At 30.4% G+C, this 18,818-nt stretch carries 17 protein-coding genes and 1 tRNA gene; 10 read left to right on the top strand and 8 right to left on the bottom strand.

Annotation, left to right across the window (positions count from 1 at the left end):
• The first annotated feature begins 66 nt into the window (after positions 1-66).
• Complete coding sequence (gene apaG, locus ACN0WB_RS04755) at positions 67-456, top strand: Co2+/Mg2+ efflux protein ApaG (protein WP_417429363.1); 390 nt, start codon at positions 67-69, stop codon at positions 454-456.
• Positions 457-519: 63 nt separating this feature from the next.
• On the opposite strand, the gene ACN0WB_RS04750 is transcribed toward apaG, so the two are convergent.
• Genes ACN0WB_RS04750 through ACN0WB_RS04740 form a run of 3 tightly spaced genes read right to left on the bottom strand, consistent with a single transcriptional unit; the run spans position 520 to position 2,926 of the window.
• Positions 520-1,077 (bottom strand): 3'-5' exonuclease, encoded by a 558-nt coding sequence (locus ACN0WB_RS04750; RefSeq protein ID WP_417429361.1) that lies wholly within the window; start codon positions 1,075-1,077, stop codon positions 520-522.
• A 6-nt stretch (positions 1,078-1,083) separates the two neighbouring features.
• Positions 1,084-2,046, bottom strand: coding sequence for a glycosyltransferase family 2 protein (locus ACN0WB_RS04745; RefSeq protein ID WP_417429359.1), 963 nt, complete (start codon positions 2,044-2,046; stop codon positions 1,084-1,086).
• Between the two features lie 4 nt (positions 2,047-2,050).
• Complete coding sequence (locus ACN0WB_RS04740; RefSeq protein ID WP_417429357.1) at positions 2,051-2,926, bottom strand: lysophospholipid acyltransferase family protein; 876 nt, start codon at positions 2,924-2,926, stop codon at positions 2,051-2,053.
• 72 nt (positions 2,927-2,998) lie between these two features.
• On the opposite strand from ACN0WB_RS04740, the gene ACN0WB_RS04735 reads away from it, so the two are divergent.
• Complete coding sequence (locus ACN0WB_RS04735) at positions 2,999-3,583, top strand: thioredoxin family protein (RefSeq protein ID WP_417429355.1); 585 nt, start codon at positions 2,999-3,001, stop codon at positions 3,581-3,583.
• A 235-nt stretch (positions 3,584-3,818) separates the two neighbouring features.
• Here the strand turns inward: ACN0WB_RS04735 and ACN0WB_RS04730 are convergent, their stop codons facing one another.
• Entirely contained in the window at positions 3,819-5,180 is a 1,362-nt protein-coding gene (locus ACN0WB_RS04730; RefSeq protein WP_417429353.1) for an aldehyde dehydrogenase, read from the bottom strand.
• Between the two features lie 67 nt (positions 5,181-5,247).
• A complete protein-coding gene (locus ACN0WB_RS04725; RefSeq protein WP_417429351.1) occupies positions 5,248-6,837 on the bottom strand; it encodes a GMC family oxidoreductase in 1,590 nt (529 codons plus the stop codon).
• Between the two features lie 165 nt (positions 6,838-7,002).
• Between ACN0WB_RS04725 and purB the strand changes: the two genes are divergently transcribed.
• The 6 genes from purB to purF all read left to right on the top strand — a co-directional run bounded on the left by purB (position 7,003) and on the right by purF (position 15,856).
• Positions 7,003-8,430: an adenylosuccinate lyase gene (purB, locus tag ACN0WB_RS04720; RefSeq protein ID WP_417429349.1), complete on the top strand. Its 1,428-nt coding sequence runs from the start codon at positions 7,003-7,005 to the stop codon at positions 8,428-8,430.
• Between the two features lie 55 nt (positions 8,431-8,485).
• Positions 8,486-12,175, top strand: a complete 3,690-nt coding sequence (locus tag ACN0WB_RS04715) for a phosphoribosylformylglycinamidine synthase (protein WP_417429347.1) — start codon at positions 8,486-8,488, stop codon at positions 12,173-12,175.
• Between the two features lie 117 nt (positions 12,176-12,292).
• The gene (locus tag ACN0WB_RS04710) at positions 12,293-12,901 is read left to right on the top strand and encodes a SatD family protein (protein ID WP_417429346.1); all 609 of its coding nucleotides are present in this window, start codon (positions 12,293-12,295) and stop codon (positions 12,899-12,901) included.
• Positions 12,898-13,599, top strand: a complete 702-nt coding sequence (locus ACN0WB_RS04705; protein ID WP_417429344.1) for a DUF3307 domain-containing protein — start codon at positions 12,898-12,900, stop codon at positions 13,597-13,599. The genes ACN0WB_RS04710 and ACN0WB_RS04705 overlap by 4 nt, the downstream gene beginning before the upstream one ends.
• An 18-nt stretch (positions 13,600-13,617) precedes the next feature.
• Positions 13,618-14,337, top strand: a complete 720-nt coding sequence (gene purC, locus ACN0WB_RS04700; RefSeq protein ID WP_417429342.1) for a phosphoribosylaminoimidazolesuccinocarboxamide synthase — start codon at positions 13,618-13,620, stop codon at positions 14,335-14,337.
• Between the two features lie 37 nt (positions 14,338-14,374).
• On the top strand, positions 14,375-15,856 hold the full coding sequence (gene purF / locus ACN0WB_RS04695; protein ID WP_417429340.1) for an amidophosphoribosyltransferase: 1,482 nt from the start codon (positions 14,375-14,377) through the stop codon (positions 15,854-15,856).
• A 138-nt stretch (positions 15,857-15,994) separates the two neighbouring features.
• Here purF and ACN0WB_RS04690 read toward each other — a convergent pair whose 3' ends face one another.
• From ACN0WB_RS04690 to ACN0WB_RS04680, 3 genes are all read right to left on the bottom strand, one after another.
• Positions 15,995-16,696: an ABC transporter ATP-binding protein gene (locus ACN0WB_RS04690; RefSeq protein WP_417429338.1), complete on the bottom strand. Its 702-nt coding sequence runs from the start codon at positions 16,694-16,696 to the stop codon at positions 15,995-15,997.
• 14 nt (positions 16,697-16,710) lie between these two features.
• Positions 16,711-16,866 carry a hypothetical protein gene (locus ACN0WB_RS04685; protein WP_417429336.1) on the bottom strand — a complete coding sequence of 52 codons (156 nt, stop codon included), beginning with the start codon at positions 16,864-16,866 and terminating at the stop codon, positions 16,711-16,713.
• Positions 16,867-16,942: 76 nt separating this feature from the next.
• Positions 16,943-17,016 (bottom strand) — tRNA-Arg (locus tag ACN0WB_RS04680).
• Between the two features lie 47 nt (positions 17,017-17,063).
• On the opposite strand from ACN0WB_RS04680, the gene ACN0WB_RS04675 reads away from it, so the two are divergent.
• On the top strand, positions 17,064-18,110 hold the full coding sequence (locus tag ACN0WB_RS04675; RefSeq protein ID WP_417429334.1) for an ABC transporter substrate-binding protein: 1,047 nt from the start codon (positions 17,064-17,066) through the stop codon (positions 18,108-18,110).
• A 61-nt stretch (positions 18,111-18,171) separates the two neighbouring features.
• Positions 18,172-18,816 carry a monofunctional biosynthetic peptidoglycan transglycosylase gene (gene mtgA / locus ACN0WB_RS04670; RefSeq protein ID WP_417429332.1) on the top strand — a complete coding sequence of 215 codons (645 nt, stop codon included), beginning with the start codon at positions 18,172-18,174 and terminating at the stop codon, positions 18,814-18,816.
• Positions 18,817-18,818: the final 2 nt, after the last annotated feature.

Here is an 18,818-nt window from a genome sequence, read left to right as displayed (position 1 = left end):
CAATTATTTTTTGGGATTTTTTTATTTTAAAAAAGGCGGGCTTTTTGCTTTAAATTTAAAAAGACAATGATGTACACAAAAACTACCCACGGAATTACCATTAATGTTCAACCAGAATACGATGTTAAAAACAGTTTTCCTTCAGAAAATAGATTTGTGTTTCGCTATAATATTGAAATTATAAATAATTCTGAAATTACTGTAAAAATAAACCGCAGACAATGGATTATTTATGATGTTGGTTTTGGTTTTACGGAAGTTTTAGGCGATGGAATAATTGGTTTAACACCCACCATTTTACCAGGTGAAAGTTTTTCTTATTTTTCAAATGTTATTCTAAGATCTGGAGTGGGAACAATGTCTGGAAATTATTTTATTACCGATTTAGAATCTGAAAATAGTTTGGAAATAATAATTCCGAAATTTAATTTATTAGCTGAAGTTTTAAGTAATTAAAATTCTATTTTTTTTAAATCTGTAAAATCTGCGAGAGAATATTTAAAGTTTTACTAAAAAAATTTAAAGAACTTTCAAATTTTTCTTAAAACTCTCATTAACTTCTTCGTTTCTTGTAAGTAACAAACGTTCAAATCCAAGAAGAGCAATTTTTGCGCAAACTTCCGCATCTGCTCCAGCTCTGTGATGTGTGAATTGTATATTGTGTAATTCTGCAAGCGTTTTTAAACCATATTTTGGCAGAGATTTCCAAGATTTTTTAGCAATAGAAATACTGCATAAATAATTTAATTTTGGTTTAAAGATTCCATAATAATCCAAGCAACTTCTCAAAACTCCCGCATCAAAACCTGCATTATGAGCCAACATTAAATTTCCGTACATCATTTCTTCCACATCATACCAAATGTCTGCAAAAGTTGGTGCATTTGCAACTTCACTTGGTTGAATCCCATGAACTGCAATATTATACGGATTAAAATAAGGAAAACTTGGTGGTTTTATAAGCCAATTTTTAGTCTCAATAATTTGTCCATTTTCGACAATACAAATTCCTAATTCACAAGCAGAATTTCTATCATTTGTTGCAGTTTCAAAATCTATGGCGCAAAAATCTATCATATTTAATTAGAAAAAATGTTTAAAAATGAGCCATTTAGTTTGATAATATTTTTCAGTTTGAAAATTACCGCGTTTTTTAAGCGTTCCATTAAATTGTTTATAAAACCCAAAATGTGCTTTCAAAACCGCAGTGAAATGAGAGAAACCATTCTTTAAACCAAAATAAATTCCTGCAAAACCATCTAAAACCATTCTAAAAGGCAAAATCCAAATTAGAGATTTTTTTGGTAAATTTTTGAGCAACATACTCAAGTTATTTCTAATATTTAAAAAGGTTTTCTGTGCAGATTGTTTATTTAAAGTTCCTCCTCCGACGTGATAAACCGCCGATTTTCCGCAATAATAGATTTTTTTTCCGTCATTTATTAATCTCCAACAAAGATCTATTTCTTCTTGATGCGCAAAAAAACGTTCATCAAAACCATTCATTTTTTTAAAATCTTCTGCTCTTATAAAAAAAGCGCAACCAGAAGCCCAGAATATTTCAGTTTCATCATTATATTGTCCTTTATCTTCTTCCAATTCTTCAAAAATTCTTCCTCTGCAATACGGAAATCCAAGATTATCAATTAATCCACCTCCTGCTCCTGCAAATTCAAAATAATTTTTTCTATTAAAATCTAAAATTTTTGGTTGGATTGCAGCAATATTTTTATTCTGTTTAAATAAATCCAATATCGGTTGCAACCAGTTTTCCGTAACTTCAACATCTGAATTTAAAAGGCAAAAAATTTCATTCGTAACTTCTTTTAAACCTTCATTATAACCACCTGCAAAACCTAAATTTTCTAAATTTTTTATAACTGAAACATTCGGAAAGTTTTCTTTTAAGTAAACAACGGAATCATCATTTGACGCATTATCAATCACAAAAATATCTGCTTCTTGTGAATTTTCAATCACATTTGGTAAAAATTTTTCAAGCCAAGATTTACCGTTCCAATTTAAAATTGCAATACTGATTTTCATTTAATTAATTTTCTAATTTTTTAATTAAATCACTGTATTTCCATCTTCTGTGCGACCAAAGCCAATTATCTGGTCTTTTATTTATTGTATTTTCTAAAAGTTTATGAAATTTTTTAACCACTTCAAACTCTTGAAATTTTTCACCATCGGGAAATATTCTATAATAATTGACTTGATAAAAACCGCGTTTTACTTTTTTCATTTCACAGTAAACAAAAACCAAATCCAAACGAGTGGCTAATTTATCATAACCAATAAAAGCTGGAGTTGCTTGGTTTAGAAAATTAATTCCGTAGTTCACTTCACTGGAATGTGGCGTCTGATCTGCCACAAACATATAAATTGAATTGCCATCATTTGGATTTCGTAAAATATGTCGAATCACTTCTTTAGCTTCTATGGCTTTATTTCCAAAACTATTTCTAATGGTTTTTACTTTTTCTTCCCAAAAATTATTATTCACTTTTCTGTAAACAGGATGACTGTGTTCTTGTGGAACAATTGTGGTTAAAGCATTGAACCACTCCCAGTTAAATACATGACCAGCTAATAAGATAACATTTTTTCCTTCAATTTTTGCTTGTTGAAAAATATCTCTGTTTAGATGTTGCATCCTAACTTTTGATTCCGTTTCCGAAATAGTAAAAGATTTTGCTGTTTCCGCGATATAATCCGAAAAATTAAGATAGAATTTTTTCTTAATATTTTTTATTTCAGATTTTGATTTTTCTGGAAATGAATTAATTAGATTCTGAGTTACCACTTTCTTTCTATATCCAACAACATAATAACTTGTAAAAAAAAGAACATCAGCAAATAAATACAATATTCGCAATGGAAAACGGGAAATAAGTAAAAGTAATTTAAATAAAAATTTCATAATTAATTTGCAAAGTTAAACATTACGCTTAAATAATATTTGGTCTAAAAGTTTTATATTTACAAAAAAAAAATGAAAAATTTTAAAATATTAATTTGTAGTCTATCTTTGATTTCTTTCACATTGTCATCTTGTCAAAAAAGCAAAGTAGATAATTCTAAATCCACTTCACAAGATAGTTCTAAAATAGTAAAAGATAGTGCAACAATAAAGGCTGAGAAAATTGCTGCAGCAAAAGCAGAATTGGCTGCGTTACCAAAACCTTATCATCCAGAGGAAAATGCTACAGAAAAAATTGCAGAAGCTGTTGCACAAGCTAAAAAAGAAAATAAAAATGTCATGATCCAAGCCGGTGGAAACTGGTGTATTTGGTGTTTACGATTTAATAAATATGTGCAAACCACGTCAGAATTAAAAAATTTGGTGGATGAGAATTATGTTTATTATCACTTGAATTATTCTCCAGAAAATAAAAATGAGAAAGTTTTTTCAAAATATGGTAATCCAGGTGCAAAATATGGATATCCGGTTTTCATCGTTTTAGACCAAAATGGAAAACAAATTCACACACAAGACAGCGCAGTTTTGGAGGACGGAAAAGGTTACAGTTTAGAAAAAGTGAAAAAATTCTTTTCAGATTTTGCTCCGAAATCCTAATTTAATGTAAATTTAAAATATAAAAAGTCCCCGAGAATTATTATTTTCGGGGACTTTTTTGAATTTTGACGAAATCAAAAATCTTTTAAGAACTTTAAAAATTAACATTTGAAACTTTTATAACATCTCACTTTTGTTACTTTTGTGGTTTAATTCTGAAGTTCTGAAACTCCAAAGGCTACTAAAATCTTCCTTTTTTTGATATTTAAAATCTGCGAGAGATATTTGAAAAAGTTTATATTAATTTTTTAATCCAATCCAATTTAGAATCCGTGTACGGTGGATATTTTAAATCCGGTTCGCCCCAAGTTGATTTAGTTAAAATAGATTTCTGATGTGAAAAAGCATCAAATCCAAATTTCCCGTGATAATGTCCCATTCCAGAACTTCCTACGCCGCCAAAAGGTAAATTGTCATTTCCTAAATGCATCACGGTTTCGTTGATACAACCGCCTCCAAAAGAAATTCGATTCGTAAAAAGCTCTTTTTCTGCAGAATTATCGGTAAATAAATACGCCGCCAAAGGTTTTTCTTGTTCAGAAATTTGTTCTAAAGCATCTTCAAATTTTGTGTAAGTTAAAATCGGTAAAATTGGGCCGAAAATTTCTTCCTGCATTACCGCGTCGTCCCAATTTACATTTCCCATTAAGGTTGGTTCTATATAACGTTTTGAAGCATCAGTTTTTCCACCAAATATCACTTTATTTTCATCGATTAATTTAACTAATCTATCGAAATTTCTATCATTAATAATTTGTGTGTATTGCTCAGAACCTTCTGTATATTGAAATTTATCTAAATATTTTTTAATATTTTTAATCAATTCATCTTTTACAGTATTCTCAACCAAAATATAATCTGTCGCCACGCAGGTTTGTCCGGCATTTAAAAATTTTCCCCAAACGATTCGTTTTGCAGCAATATCTAAATCTGCATTTTTAGACACAATTGCAGGCGATTTTCCGCCTAATTCCAAAGTTACTGGTGTCAAATTTTTTGCAGCCGCTTCATAAACTATTTTTCCAACGGTTGTAGAACCAGTGAAAAATATTTTATCAAATTTTAATTTTAATAATTCTGTAGTTTCTGGAACGCCGCCTTCCGCAACGAATAAATAATTTGATGGAAAATTTTCATTAATAATTTTTGCCATCGCAGAGGAAGAATAAAATGCAATTTCACTCGGTTTTAAAATACAGGTATTTCCTGCCGCCATTGCTGCAACCATCGGCGAAAGTGATAGTTGATAAGGGTAATTCCACGCTCCAATAACAAATGTATTTCCTAAAGGTTCGGGATAAATTTTACTGCTTCCCAATTGATTAACAATGTTTGTCCAAACTTTTTTCGGTTTTGAAAGTGAGTTTAAATTTTTTATATAATACTCAATATCTTTTTTCACAAAAGAAATTTCCGTTAAAATGGTGTCAAATTTCGATTTACCAAAATCTTTGTAAATTCCTTCTAATAAAAGTTTCTCATTATCTGAAAGCAATTTTTTTAATTTTTCCAAATTATCTTTTCGAAACTTGATATCTTTTGTTTTTTGAGTTCGAAAAAATTTTTTCTGACTATCTAATATTTCTTGAAAATCCATTATTTTTTATTTAAAATTTGATGAGAATTTAATCTAAAATTATTTTAAATTAATAAAAATCATTCGTCTATTTATTATTTAAAATCATATCCGCAGCTTTTTCACCAATCATAATACACGCCGCATTCGTATTTCCAGTAATAATATCGGGCATTATAGAAGCATCCGCAATGCGAAGATTTTCTACGCCGTGAACTTGCAATTTATCATTTACCACAGAATTTTCGCCATTTCCCATTCTGCAAGTTCCGACAGGATGATACAAAGTTTCCAGCGTTTTTTTAATATGTTCCGTTAAAATTTCATCCGTAGAATTTCTCGGCGGCCAATTCATTTTCTTTTCTCTCACTTCATCAAATTCTTTTGAATCCATTACTTCCATTGCTTTTTTTAAACCAATTACTAATCTTTTTAAATCATTTTCTTTGGATAAAAAATTGGGCTGAATAATTGGTACAATCCGACTATCAGAAGATTTTAATCTTATAGAACCAGAACTTTCCGGATGCAATAATATCGCCAAAATCGTGTGTCCATTAGTTTTTGGCAGCGAAAACGGATTGTACATATCAGACTTGTAATCATTTCCCATGTGTAAAGGCGAAAAATGAAATTGTAAATCTGGGATTTCTTTATCCTCGGAAGATTTAAAAAAAGAAGTAGTTTCAATGATAGAATGGTTTAGCGAAGATTCTTTCTTTCTAAAATATTGAAATAAGTTGCTTACGAAACCCGTTTTTTTGATGATATTATTTAAACCTTTTTCTTTACTAAAATCGCTCGTTCCTGTCCAAACGTGGTCTTTTAGATTTTCGCCAACCGCGGGTAAATCTTTAATTAAATTGATATTAAATTTTTTCAATTCCGCTTTTGGCCCAATTCCGGAAACTTTTAATAATTGTGGCGACTGGCAAAGAATGACTTCTTTATTGCACATAATTTTTTCTGAAGAATTTTTTCCCGTCCAAATTTCAACGCCGATTGCTTTTCCGTTTTCAATTAATATTCTTTTTACGAAACAATTGGTTTTAATTTCTAAATTTTCTCTGGAAGAAATCGGTTTTAAAAACACTTCGTATGTACTTTGACGGATGTTTTTATCAATCGTAAATTGTAAAAATGAACTTCCTTCTTGCGTTTCACCATTATAATCCTCATTAAAATTTAATCCATTTTCTTTACAAGCTTCAATAAAAGCATAAGTGGATTTATGATATTCTTTTCTTAATGACACATTTAATTCACCTTTTTTACCATGAAATTCATCATTAAAGGAGTGGTTGTTTTCAGATTTTTTGAAATATTTTAAAATCGATTTGTAATCCCAACTTTCATTTCCCATTTCTTTCCAAGAATCATAATCGTTAGAATTTCCACGCACATAAGCCATCGCATTTGTCGCGCTACAACCGCCTAAAGATTTCCCTCTAGGAATAAAAATTTTCCGATTATTCACAAATTTTTGAAGCTCCGTAGAAAAAGCCCAATCCATTTTGCTGTTATTCAGTAAACTGTACCAACCAGGAATTTTTGAAAAAAAACTTGGTTTTCCACCGGCTTCAATTAATAACACAGAATTTTCTGGGCTTTCAGTTAAACGATTCGCAATAACACTTCCCGAAGATCCTGCGCCGATAATAATATAATCTGGTTTCATTTTTTAAATCTAATCTTTAAATTTACTACTAAAAATCAATAAATTTTTAAATATTTTCTTTATTTGATAGGCTTCAAATAATATTTAAAAAAAATAATTATTTACGTTAGTTTGGCTTTTATTTTCAATTCTAAAAACTTACTTTTGTGTCATTAAAAATTTAAAATGAATTCTTATAAAAACCCACTTGAAGAGCGTTATTCAAGTGAAGAAATGCTTTTTAATTTTTCACCAGACAACAAGTTTCAAACTTGGCGAAGACTCTGGGTGGCTTTGGCGGAAATTCAAAAGGATTTAGGCTTAAATATCACCGACGAGCAGATTTCCGACCTCAAAAATAATATTGAAAACATAGATTACGACGTAGCTGCGGATTATGAAAAAAAATTCCGACATGATGTAATGGCGCACGTTCACACTTTTGGTGATGTCGCTCCTTCTGCGCAAGGCATTATTCATTTAGGAGCAACTTCCGCATTTGTAGGCGATAACACAGATTTAATTCAAATTCGTGACGGTTTAAAAATTTTAAAAACTAAAGTGATTTCAGTGATGAAAGCACTTTCAACTTTTGCTTTAGAATATAAAGATTTACCAACGCTTGGTTTTACACATTTCCAACCGGCACAATTGACAACAGTTGGAAAACGCGCTACTTTATGGCTTCAAAGTTTACTTTTAGATTTTGAAGAACTAGAATTTTTCATTGATACTTTGCGTTTTCGCGGCGTGAAAGGAACTACTGGAACTGCTGCGAGTTTTTTAGAACTTTTCGACGGTGATTATTCCAAAGTTAAATTTTTAGATAAAGAATTATCAAAAAGATTTGGATTTTCTAATGTTTTCGGTGTTTCTGGACAAACTTACGATCGAAAAATTGATGCAAAAGTAGTTTCATTACTTTCAAATATTGCACAATCTGCGCATAAATTTTCTAATGATTTAAGGCTTTTACAGAATTTAAAAGAAATTGAAGAACCGTTTGAGAAAAGTCAAATCGGCTCTTCAGCAATGGCTTACAAACGAAATCCCATGCGCAGCGAAAGAATTGGTGCGTTGGCAAAATTCGTTATTTCTTTACCCACAAGTTCTGCGATGGTTGCCGCCACACAATGGTTTGAGCGCACTTTGGATGATTCTGCAAACAAAAGATTAACCATTCCGCAAGCGTTTTTAGCAGTTGATGCCATTTTATTAATTTGGAATAATATTATGAATGGTTTGGTGGTTTATCCGAACAGAATTAATAAACATATTCAGGAAGAATTGCCCTTTATGGCAACGGAATATATTATAATGGAAGAAGTGAAAGCCGGTGGAAATCGGCAAGAAATTCACGAAATTATCCGTGTTCATTCAATGGAAGCCAGTAAAAAAGTTAAAGAACAAGGTCTAGAAAATGATTTATTGGAAAGAATTTTAAATGATAGTTCATTAAAACTGGATAAGTCAAAATTGAAAAATGGATTAGATCCGAAACAATTCATCGGCTTTGCTCCCATCCAAACGGAGGAATTTATTAAGAATGAAATAAATCCAGTGTTGGACAAGTATCGCGACTTAATTGATTTAAAATCAGAACTTAAAGTATAAAATATTGCAGTCTTTTGGGCTGCATTTTTTAATTAAATTAAATGCTAAAAAGCAAATGAATAAAAGAATCTTCGTAGAGAAAAAAGGTTTATTTGATGTAGAAAGTGCATCTACTTTGTCTGAAATTAAAAATATTGTTCCATCGATTTCTAATGTGAAAGTTTACAATATTTATGATGTTTTTAATATCGATGAAAAATATTTTAATGAATTTGCACAAAACACTTTAAGCGATTCAGTTACCGATATTTTGCACTTTGAAAATCCTACAAAAAACGCCTTTTTCGCAGTGGAATTTTTACCAGGGCAATATGACCAAAGAGCCGATTCTGCCAAGCAATGCTGCGCTTTGCTCACAGGAAATAATAATGTGAAAATCCGAAGTGGGAAATTAATTGAACTTCAAAATGTTACTGAAAAAGATTTAATTAAAATTAAAGAAAACTTCATTAATAAAGTAGAATCCCAGGAAAAAAATCTTGATATTTTTGAAATTCCAACCGAAAATATTCCAGACGGAATTATAATTTACAATGGTTTCAATTCGTATAATTCGAGGGAATTAGAGGAATTTTATGAATATCATGGCTTTTCTTTTGGTTTGGATGATTTGCAATTTATTCAAAATTATTTTAAATCAGAAAATCGAAATCCAACAGAAACTGAATTAAAAGTTCTCGATACTTATTGGAGCGACCATTGTCGTCACACGACTTTTGAAACCGAATTGACCGATATTCAATTTAATGGAAATTTTTCTAATGTTTTAAATTCTATTTTTAATGATTATTTAGAAAAAAGAAAATTCCTTGGAAGAGAAGTAAAACCTATTTCTTTAATGGATTTAGCAACCGTTTGTGGAAAATATTTCCACAAAACTGGGCAGTTAGATAATTTGGTAATTACTGATGAAATCAACGCTTGTACGATAGAAATTGAAGTGGAATATGATGGCAAAAAAGAGCCGTGGTATTTGTTATTTAAAAATGAAACACACAATCATCCCACTGAAATTGAGCCTTTCGGCGGTGCTTCAACTTGTATTGGCGGTGCAATTCGCGATCCTTTGTCGGGAAGAGCATTTGTTTATCAAGCAATGCGTTTAACTGGAGCAGGAAATGTTTTAGAGCCTGTTTCTGAAACTTTGGCTGGGAAATTACCACAAAGAATTATTTCTAAAAAAGCCGCAAATGGCTATTCTTCCTACGGAAATCAGATTGGTTTAGCCACAACTTTGGTTAATGAAATTTATGATGAAGGTTACAAAGCCAAAAGAATGGAAGTTGGTTTCGTAGTTGGTGCAGTTCCAAAAGATTGGGTTCGGAGGGAAAAACCAGAAACTGGAGATTTAATCATTGTTTTGGGAGGTGCAACTGGAAGAGATGGAGTAGGTGGCGCAACGGGAAGTTCAAAAGAGCAAGACGAAAATGCAATCCATCAACTTTCCACCGAAGTTCAAAAAGGAAATGCCGTTGAAGAACGGAAAATTCAGCGTTTATTTCGTAATCCAGAAGTCACGAAATTAATTAAAAAATGTAACGATTTTGGTGCAGGAGGAGTCTCTGTTGCAATCGGTGAAATTGCTGATTCACTGGAAATTAACCTTGATAATTTGCATTTAAAATATGAAGGTTTAAATGGAACAGAGCTCGCTATTTCAGAATCGCAGGAGAGAATGGCGGTTGTGATTGACGCAAAAGATAAAGATCTATTTTTAAAACTTTGTAAAGCCGAAAATTTAGTTGCAAATGAAGTTGCAAAAGTAACTGACAGTGGAAGAATGCAGATATTTTGGCAAAATAAAAAAATCGTTGATTTGAGCAGAGCATTTTTAGAAACCAATGGTTGTACCAAGAAACAAAGCGCACAAGTTTCTCATTTAAAGGAAATTAACTTAAATAATTTACCATTTAATGAAGAGAATTTTTATAAAAAATTAATTGATAAAAATGTTGCGTCACAAAAAGGATTGCAAGGAATGTTTGATTCTACTGTAGGTGGAACGACAGTGATGCTTCCTTTGGGTGGGAAATTTCAAAACACTGAAATGGAGGGAAGTGTGCAGACTTTGCCAGTATTAAACGCGAAAAATGTGAAAACAGTTTCACTCGCAAGTTGGGGTTTTGACGCTGAAATTTTTACTCAAAACACATTAATTGGTTCAAGTTTAGCCGTGGTAGAAAGCGTTGCGAAGATTGTGGCCATGGGCGGAAATTATAAAAATATCCGTTTGAGTTTTCAAGAATATTTTGAAAAATTAGGAAATAATCCTGAAAAGTGGGGCAAACCGCTTTCTTCTTTGCTTGGTGCATACAATGCGCAGATGAAATTAGGCTTAGCCGCAATTGGTGGAAAAGATTCTATGAGCGGTACTTTTCAAAACATAAACGTTCCACCTACATTGATTTCGTTCGCTTGTGCAAATGGAAATATAGAAAATATTATCTCGCCAGAATTTAAACAAGCAGGAAATTTCATCTATCATTTTAACGCAGAAATTGATGAGAATGGCTTACCAAACTATGCTCAATTAATTGAAATTTTTGATTTTATTTATGCAAATATTTGCAATAAAAAAATTGTTTCAGTTAAAACTATTAAAGATGGCGGAGTTGCGGTTTCATTAGCAAAAATGTCTTTTGGGAATCTTTTAGGGGCGGAAATTAATATAGATGAAAACTTACTTTTATCTAAAAATATTGGAAGCTTTTTAATTGAAAGTACAGAAGAATTAGATTTTAATTTACTTAAAGTAATAGGAGAGGTTAAAAATAATTTAATTTTGAAAATCAATTATTTAGAGTTTAATATTGAAAATTTACTTGAAGTAAATAATTCTACTTTCGAAAAACTATTCCCAATCATTGAAAGAGAAAAAATAATTATTAATTTAGATGAAAATTTAGAAGGAATTAATCAAAAATCAATTAATATCATTTCACATAAAATTGGAACGCCGCAAGTTTTCGCCCCAATTTTCCCAGGTACAAATTGCGAGTATGAAACTCAAAACGCTTTCTTAAAAGAAGGTGCAAAAGTGGAGAGTTTGCCTTTCGTTAATTTGACTCATCAAACGATGGAAGAATCTATCGAAAACTGGATAAAGAAAATTAAACAGTCGCAAATTTTGGTTTTTTCGGGTGGATTTTCCGCAGGCGATGAACCAGATGGTTCTGCAAAATTTATGGTGAATATTTTAAAGAATAGCAAAATGAAAGATGCTGTTCATGAATTTTTAGAGAAAGATGGTTTGCTTTTGGGAATTTGCAATGGCTTTCAAGCGCTTGTAAAATCTGGATTATTACCTTTTGGTAAAATAAAAAATTTAGATGAAAATGCACCAACTTTGGCTCATAACGCCATTGGGAGACATATTTCTCAAATGGTAAATGTGAAAGTTATTAATGAAAAATCACCTTGGTTAAACGGAATGAAAGATAAAATTTTTACAATTCCTGTTTCTCACGGTGAAGGTCGTTTTATGGCATTAAAAGAAGTGATAGAAAATCTGTATAAAAATGGGCAGATTGCAACTCAATATGTAGATTTTGAAGGAAATTTAATGCACGGAATGCCGTTTAATCCCAATCAATCGCTTTTTGGAATTGAAGGAATTACGAGTGAAAGTGGAAAAATATTCGGAAGAATGGGTCATCCAGAAAGATTTTCGGATGGTTTAATGAAAAATATTCCGTCCGCTAATTATCATAATATTTTTAAAAATGGAGTGAATTATTTTAAATAATAAAAAAAGGAAATTTTTTATTATAAGCGAATTGTATTATAAAACAAAATATAAGTGATTTTAATTATAATTTAGATTATAAGGTAATAGTGTTATATTTTTTTGTAATTTTGAATTATGAACGCAGTAATAACAGGAGATATTATAAATTCTCAAAAAAAGAATCCTAAAATATGGCAAAGTGCCTTGAAATTAGCTATTGGGACAGACTTTAAAAATCCGCAAAAATGGGAAATTTATCGTGGTGATGAATTTCAATACTTTCTAGAAAATGCAGAAGAGGCTTTTTTAATAATTTTAAGAATAAAATCACAGATTAAAATGATAAAAAATTTGGATGTTCGAATGTCTGTTGGAATTGGTAATAGAGATGTAAAAATGGATAAAGTTTCAACATCAAATGGAAGTGCATTTGTAAATTCCGGACGTACATTGGATAATTTAAAAAAAGAAAAAATTAATCTGAAAATAAACTCAGGTACAAAAGTATTTGATGATGACTTAAATTTAATTTTTAGATGGGCTTCTGAAACAATGGATAAATGGACGCCGCCAGTTGCGGAGACGGTTTTTGAACTTTTAGATAATAAAAACCTTACACAGGAAGAATTAGCAAAAAAATTAAATATATCGCAATCATCAGTAAGTCAGAGATTTAAAAGAGCAAATTATGATTTGATTATGGAAACAGACCAATATTTCAGAAAAAAATTAGCAGAATTATGATTCTTTTAAAATTAATTTTAGCTCATTTATTAGGAGATTTTCTTTTTCAACCAAATAAATGGGTGGAAGAAAAAGAACGCAAAAAAGCAAAAAGCAATTATCTTTATTTCCATATTTTAATTCATACCGTTCTAACTTTTATTTTTCTTTGGGATTTAAGTTTGTGGTACATCGCTTTGTTTGTCGGTGTTTCGCATTATTTAATAGACGTTTCAAAATTGTATTTCCAAAATAAAAAGACAAAAAAACGATGGTTTTTTATTGATCAGTTTTTACACATCGCAGTTATTATTGCTATTAGTTTTTATTTTAAAGAAATAAATTTCGATTTTTTAGCAAATCCAAATACATTAAAATATATCGTTGTAGCCGTATTTTTAAGTGTTCCCACTTCAGTTATTATCAAAATTTTATTAAATTCTTGGTCACCAATTACCATTGAACACAGTAAACTGCAAACAGATTCTCTCGTAAATGCAGGAAAATATATTGGGATTTTAGAGCGTCTTTTAGTTTTCGTTTTTATTATTGTTAATCATTGGGAAGGTGTAGGTTTTATGATTGCTGCAAAATCGGTCTTCAGATTTAGTGATTTAGCAGAAGCCAAACAAAGAAAACTCACAGAATACGTTCTAATCGGAACTTTATTAAGTTTTGGATTAGCCATTTTAACAGGAATTTTAGTCAATATTTTTTAAATTAAATAAATAAAAAAAATGCAAAAAGGAGAAATGCTTTATGAAGGAAAAGCAAAACAAATCTTCGCAACAGAAAAAAATGATGAAGTCATTGTAAAATTTAAAGATGATGCAACCGCTTTCAATGCCCAAAAACGCGGAAGTTTTGCTAGAAAAGGTGAAATGAATAACGCGATTACAACACTAATTTTTGAGTATTTAAATGAAAAAGGTATTGAAACTCATTTTATAAAACAATTAGGAGAACGTGAACAATTAGTGAAAAAAGTAGAAATAATTCCAATAGAAATGGTTGTCCGCAATTATTCAGCCGGAAGTATGGCGCAACGTTTGGGCGTTGAAGAAGGTATAAAATCACCAATTACAATTTTTGATTTATGCTATAAAAAAGATGAATTAGGTGATCCTTTAATCAATAATTTTCATGCTATTTTCTTAGGTTTAGCAACACAAGAAGAATTAGAAAAAATGTATGATTTAACCGAGAAGATAAATGAAATTCTAAAAGAATTATTTAATAAAATGAATATTATTCTGGTGGATTTCAAAATTGAATTAGGTAAAACTCCCGATGGAAAAATTATTTTAGCAGATGAAATTTCTCCCGATACTTGCCGACTTTGGGATAAAGAAACCATGAAAAAATTAGACAAAGATCGATTTAGACGTGATCTAGGAGATGTTACCGAAGCTTATGTAGAAATCTTCAACCGTCTTAAAACCATATTAAATAAATAAAATTTGAACCGTTTCGGGTTTAAAAAACATAAATAAAATGTCACTTCATAAAAAATATAAAGAAGACTATTTAAATCAATTTAAAAATAGAGCTTACGCTAGAAATATCTTAAAAAAAGATTCTACAGATTCTCCCTCCGAAGAATGCGGGATTTTTGGTTTGTATTCAGAAAAGGCAATTGACACTTTTTCTCTTTCTCAATTTGGATTATTTGCACTTCAACATCGTGGACAAGAAGCTTGTGGAATTTCTGTAATGAAACAAGGAAAAATTTTTAATTTAAAAGAAGAAGGTCTGGTTTTAGACTTTTTTAAAAGTATTCGCGAACCGGAAACTTTTATGGGAAATTCTGTGATTGGACACACAAGATATACAACAGCAGGTGACAAAAAAAAGTATAATTTTCAGCCTTTTTTTGCTAAAAATGAATATGACCAAATTATTCTTTCCATAGCCCACAACGGAAATCTCACAAATGCAAATCAATTAAAACAAGAATTAGAAGCAGAAGGCGTTGTTTTTCGTGCCACTTCAGATTCCGAAGTAATTCTAAGATTAATTCAAAAACATTTAGATTTAGGTTTACGAGGTGCTATAAAAGCAACAATGGAGAAAATAGAAGGCGCTTATTCTGTAGTAGGAATGACGCGAAATAAGTTTTTTGCGTTTCGAGATTTTAATGGAATCAGACCTTTAGTTTTAGGTGCGATTGATGAAAAAACTTTTGTTTGCGCATCTGAAAGTGTCGCCTTAGATGCTATTGGTGCACAATATGTGAGAGATATTTTGCCAGGTGAAATTGTTTATACCAGTGAAAATGAAAGTGGCTTAAAATCTTTCATGGTAAAAGAGAACTGTGTAAATAAAATCTGTTCTTTTGAATATATATATTTTGCGCGTCCAGATTCTATTTTAGAAAATATTAATGTTCATGAAATTCGAGAGAAATCTGGTGAAAAAATCTGGGAACAAGCGCCTGTAGAAGCAGATATTGTAATTGGCGTTCCAGATTCTGGCGTTCCCGCAGCTATTGGTTTTTCTAAAGCGAGTGGAATTCCTTTTCGCCCAGTTTTAATTAAAAATAGATACATAGGGCGCTCATTTATCGTTCCTACACAAGAAATGCGAGAAAGAATTGTCAATTTAAAATTAAATCCAATTATTTCTGAAATTAAAGGGAAAAGAGTTGTAATAATTGATGATTCTATCGTGCGAGGAACTACAGCAAAACGGTTAGTAAAAATTTTGAAAGAATGTGGCGCAAAAGAAATCCATTTTAGAAGTGTTTCTCCACCCATTATTGCACCTTGTTTTTTGGGAATTGATACGCCTTCAAAAGATGAATTAATTTCTGCAAATATGTCCGCAGAAGAATTAAAAAATTATTTAGATGTTGATTCTTTGGAGTTTCTAAGCGTAGAAAATTTAATTGAAATTTTAGGATCACCAAGTCATTGTTTTGGTTGTTTCACCGAAATTTATCCTGTAAAAAAGGGTGAAGAAAGCATTTTATTTTAATAAAAACAACACTTTTTTTTATACTAAAAAAAAATTTTAATATATTTGAATTTAGTTAATTATTTATAAAAATAAAAGACTATTATACACAAACACAAATAGTGAAAATAAAAATTAGCCTCAATCTTTTGATTGGGGTTAATTTTTTGAAGTATATTTTTGAAATGCTTCTTCCAAGTTAGAAAATTTTGCTTTAAATTCAGAAATAGGACAATCTTGAATAATATTTCCATTATCAATTAAAATAACTCGGGTACAAATTGCTTCCACTTCCTGCATTATATGGGTTGAAAGAATTACCGTTTTTTCTTTGCCAATTTCTTGAATTAAATTCCGGATTTCTACAATTTGATTGGGGTCTAAACCGTTTGTTGGTTCATCCAAAATCAATAGTTCCGGCTCGTGAATAATTGCTTGCGCAATCCCAACTCTTTGCTGATAACCTTTGGAAAGTTGATGAATTTTTTTAGATTTTTCTGGCGTAATTCCCACGCTTTCAATTACTTTCTGCACTTTTTCTTTAGAAATTTGATGTAATTGTGCCACGAAATTTAAATATTCTTTTACATACATTTCCTTGTAGAGCGGATTATCTTCTGGTAAAAAACCAATTTTTTTCTTTACATTGATTTCATTTAAAGTAATGTCTTCTCCATCAAATAAAATTTGCCCTTCATCAATTTTTATGGCACCTACAATACTTTTCATCAAAGTAGATTTTCCAGCTCCATTGGGACCCAAAAGTCCAATAATTTCATGACCTGAACTTGCAATATTTACAGAGTTTAAAGCATTTTGTAATCCAAATTTCTTAGTCAGATTCTTAATTTCTATCACCATTTAAATCATGAAAATTAATTATTTACGGGTGCTACTTCGCCCGTATTCATTTGATGAAAAAGTTCCGGAAAAAAGAAAGTTAAAATGAGGTAGCCTATTATCATTAATCCAATAATCACAACAATTGCTATTAAAGCTTTTGGCGGCTTATTTTTATTTGGAGTTTCCATTTTTTTAAATTTGAAGTAAATCTAAGAAAATATTATATAAAAAAAAAGAAAACCAATTACTTGATTTTCTTTCTTGTGACCTCGACTGGATTCAAACCAGTAACCTTCTGAGCCGTAATCAGATGCGCTATTCAGTTGCGCCACGAGGCCCGTTTTATCGGTTTGCAAATATAATACTTTTTTATTTTCTTTGGGAAATGAAAAACTACTTTTTTATAATTATTTCACTACTTCTGGTTTTTTCTTGTAAACAAAATAAAGAAATTCCTACAAAAGATTGGACTTATATTTCTCAAAATGTTAGTTATCAAAAAGATAAAGGTTTTTTTAATTTAAAATCAGGGAAATTTAATTATCAAATAAAAAATTCTGATTTACCTTTTAAAAAAATAATTCTGCTAAATTCCAGTTTATTGGGATATTTTGAAGCCTTAAATGTGGAAAATAAAATCATCGGAGTTTCTAGTCCAGAATATATTTACAGTGAAAAAATTAAGAATTTAATTGATTCTGGCAAAATTCAAAATGTAGGAAATGAACAGAAATACGATATTGAAAAAATTATTGCTTTAAAACCTGATGTTGTTTTCACCAATTATGTTCCCAACTTCGAAAATACTTATAATCTTTTGCGCAAAAATGGAATTAAATTGATCTTTTTTAATGAATATTTAGAACAAAATCCTTTAGAAAAATCGGCTTATATTAAAGTTTTTGGAGCGCTTTTGGGCGAAGAAAAATTGAGTGAAAAAGTCTATTCTGAAGTAAAAAATAATTATAAAAATTTAAAAAATTTAGCCTTAAAATCTACTGAAAAACCAAAAGTTTTAGTCAATGAAATGTACGGGAATGAATGGTTTTTAGCCGGAGGAAAATCCAATTTAGCACAATTTATAAAAGATGCAAATGCAGATTATATTTTAGCAAACAATACCGAAACAAAGGGAATTCCATTGAGTTTTGAAGAAGTTTTTGCAAAATCCAAAGATGCGAAATATTGGGTAAATGTGGGAAATCATTTGGATAAAAATGAATTATTGCAAATTAATTCTTCTTACCAAAAAATGAATGTTTATCAATTAGGAAACCTCTATTCTATAACTGGAAAAATCATTGGAAAATCTAATGATTATTTTGAGAGTGGCGTAGTTCGTGCAGATTTGGTTTTAAAGGATTATATTAAAATTTTTCATCCGAAACTACTGGAAAATTACACATTAACTTATATGAAAAAACTTAATTAGCAAGTAATTTTCAAAATTTTTCTTAACTAATTTTCTTTATTTTTGCTTTTCAATTCTATCTATGTGGAAATTTATAAAACGGATAATTTACCTTTTAGTTCTTGCAAATATTCTCTTTATTATTTGGGGAAAATTTTTTAATCCGCCCATTACAATTACCCAAATCGGTGGTTTAATAGAATATGGAAAATTAGATAGAGATTATATTTCTTTCGATGAAATGGGTAAAAATGTAAAAAAAGCCGTCATTGCAGCCGAAGATCAAAAGTTTTTTATTCATAATGGTTTTGATTATAATGCAATTGAAAAAGCGTTGAAACACAATGAAAAGGGGAAATCTGTGCGCGGTGGAAGTACAATTTCACAGCAAACAGCAAAAAATATTTTTCTTTGGCAAGGAAGAAGTTGGATTCGTAAAGGTTTTGAAGCGTTTTTTACTTTTGAGATTGAATTGGTTTGGGGAAAAGATGTAATTCTTGAACGGTATTTAAATTCAATAGAAATGGGACGTGGTGTTTTTGGTGTGGAAGCTGCGTCGCAATATTATTTTAAAAAAACGTCAAAAAATTTGTCTAAAAGTGAAGCGGCATGGATTGCAGCAATTCTTCCAAACCCGCAAGAATACGATCCAAATCATCCTTCTTCTTATCTTTCCCGGAAACATAATTGGATTATGCGGCAAATGAATAATGTGGTTTTAAAATAATT

The sequence above is a fragment of the Halpernia sp. genome, assembly GCF_048269545.1.
Lineage (GTDB): Bacteria > Bacteroidota > Bacteroidia > Flavobacteriales > Weeksellaceae > Halpernia.
Note: the sequence above shows the minus strand (reverse complement) of the source record. Positions and strands in the feature narration are given on the sequence as shown.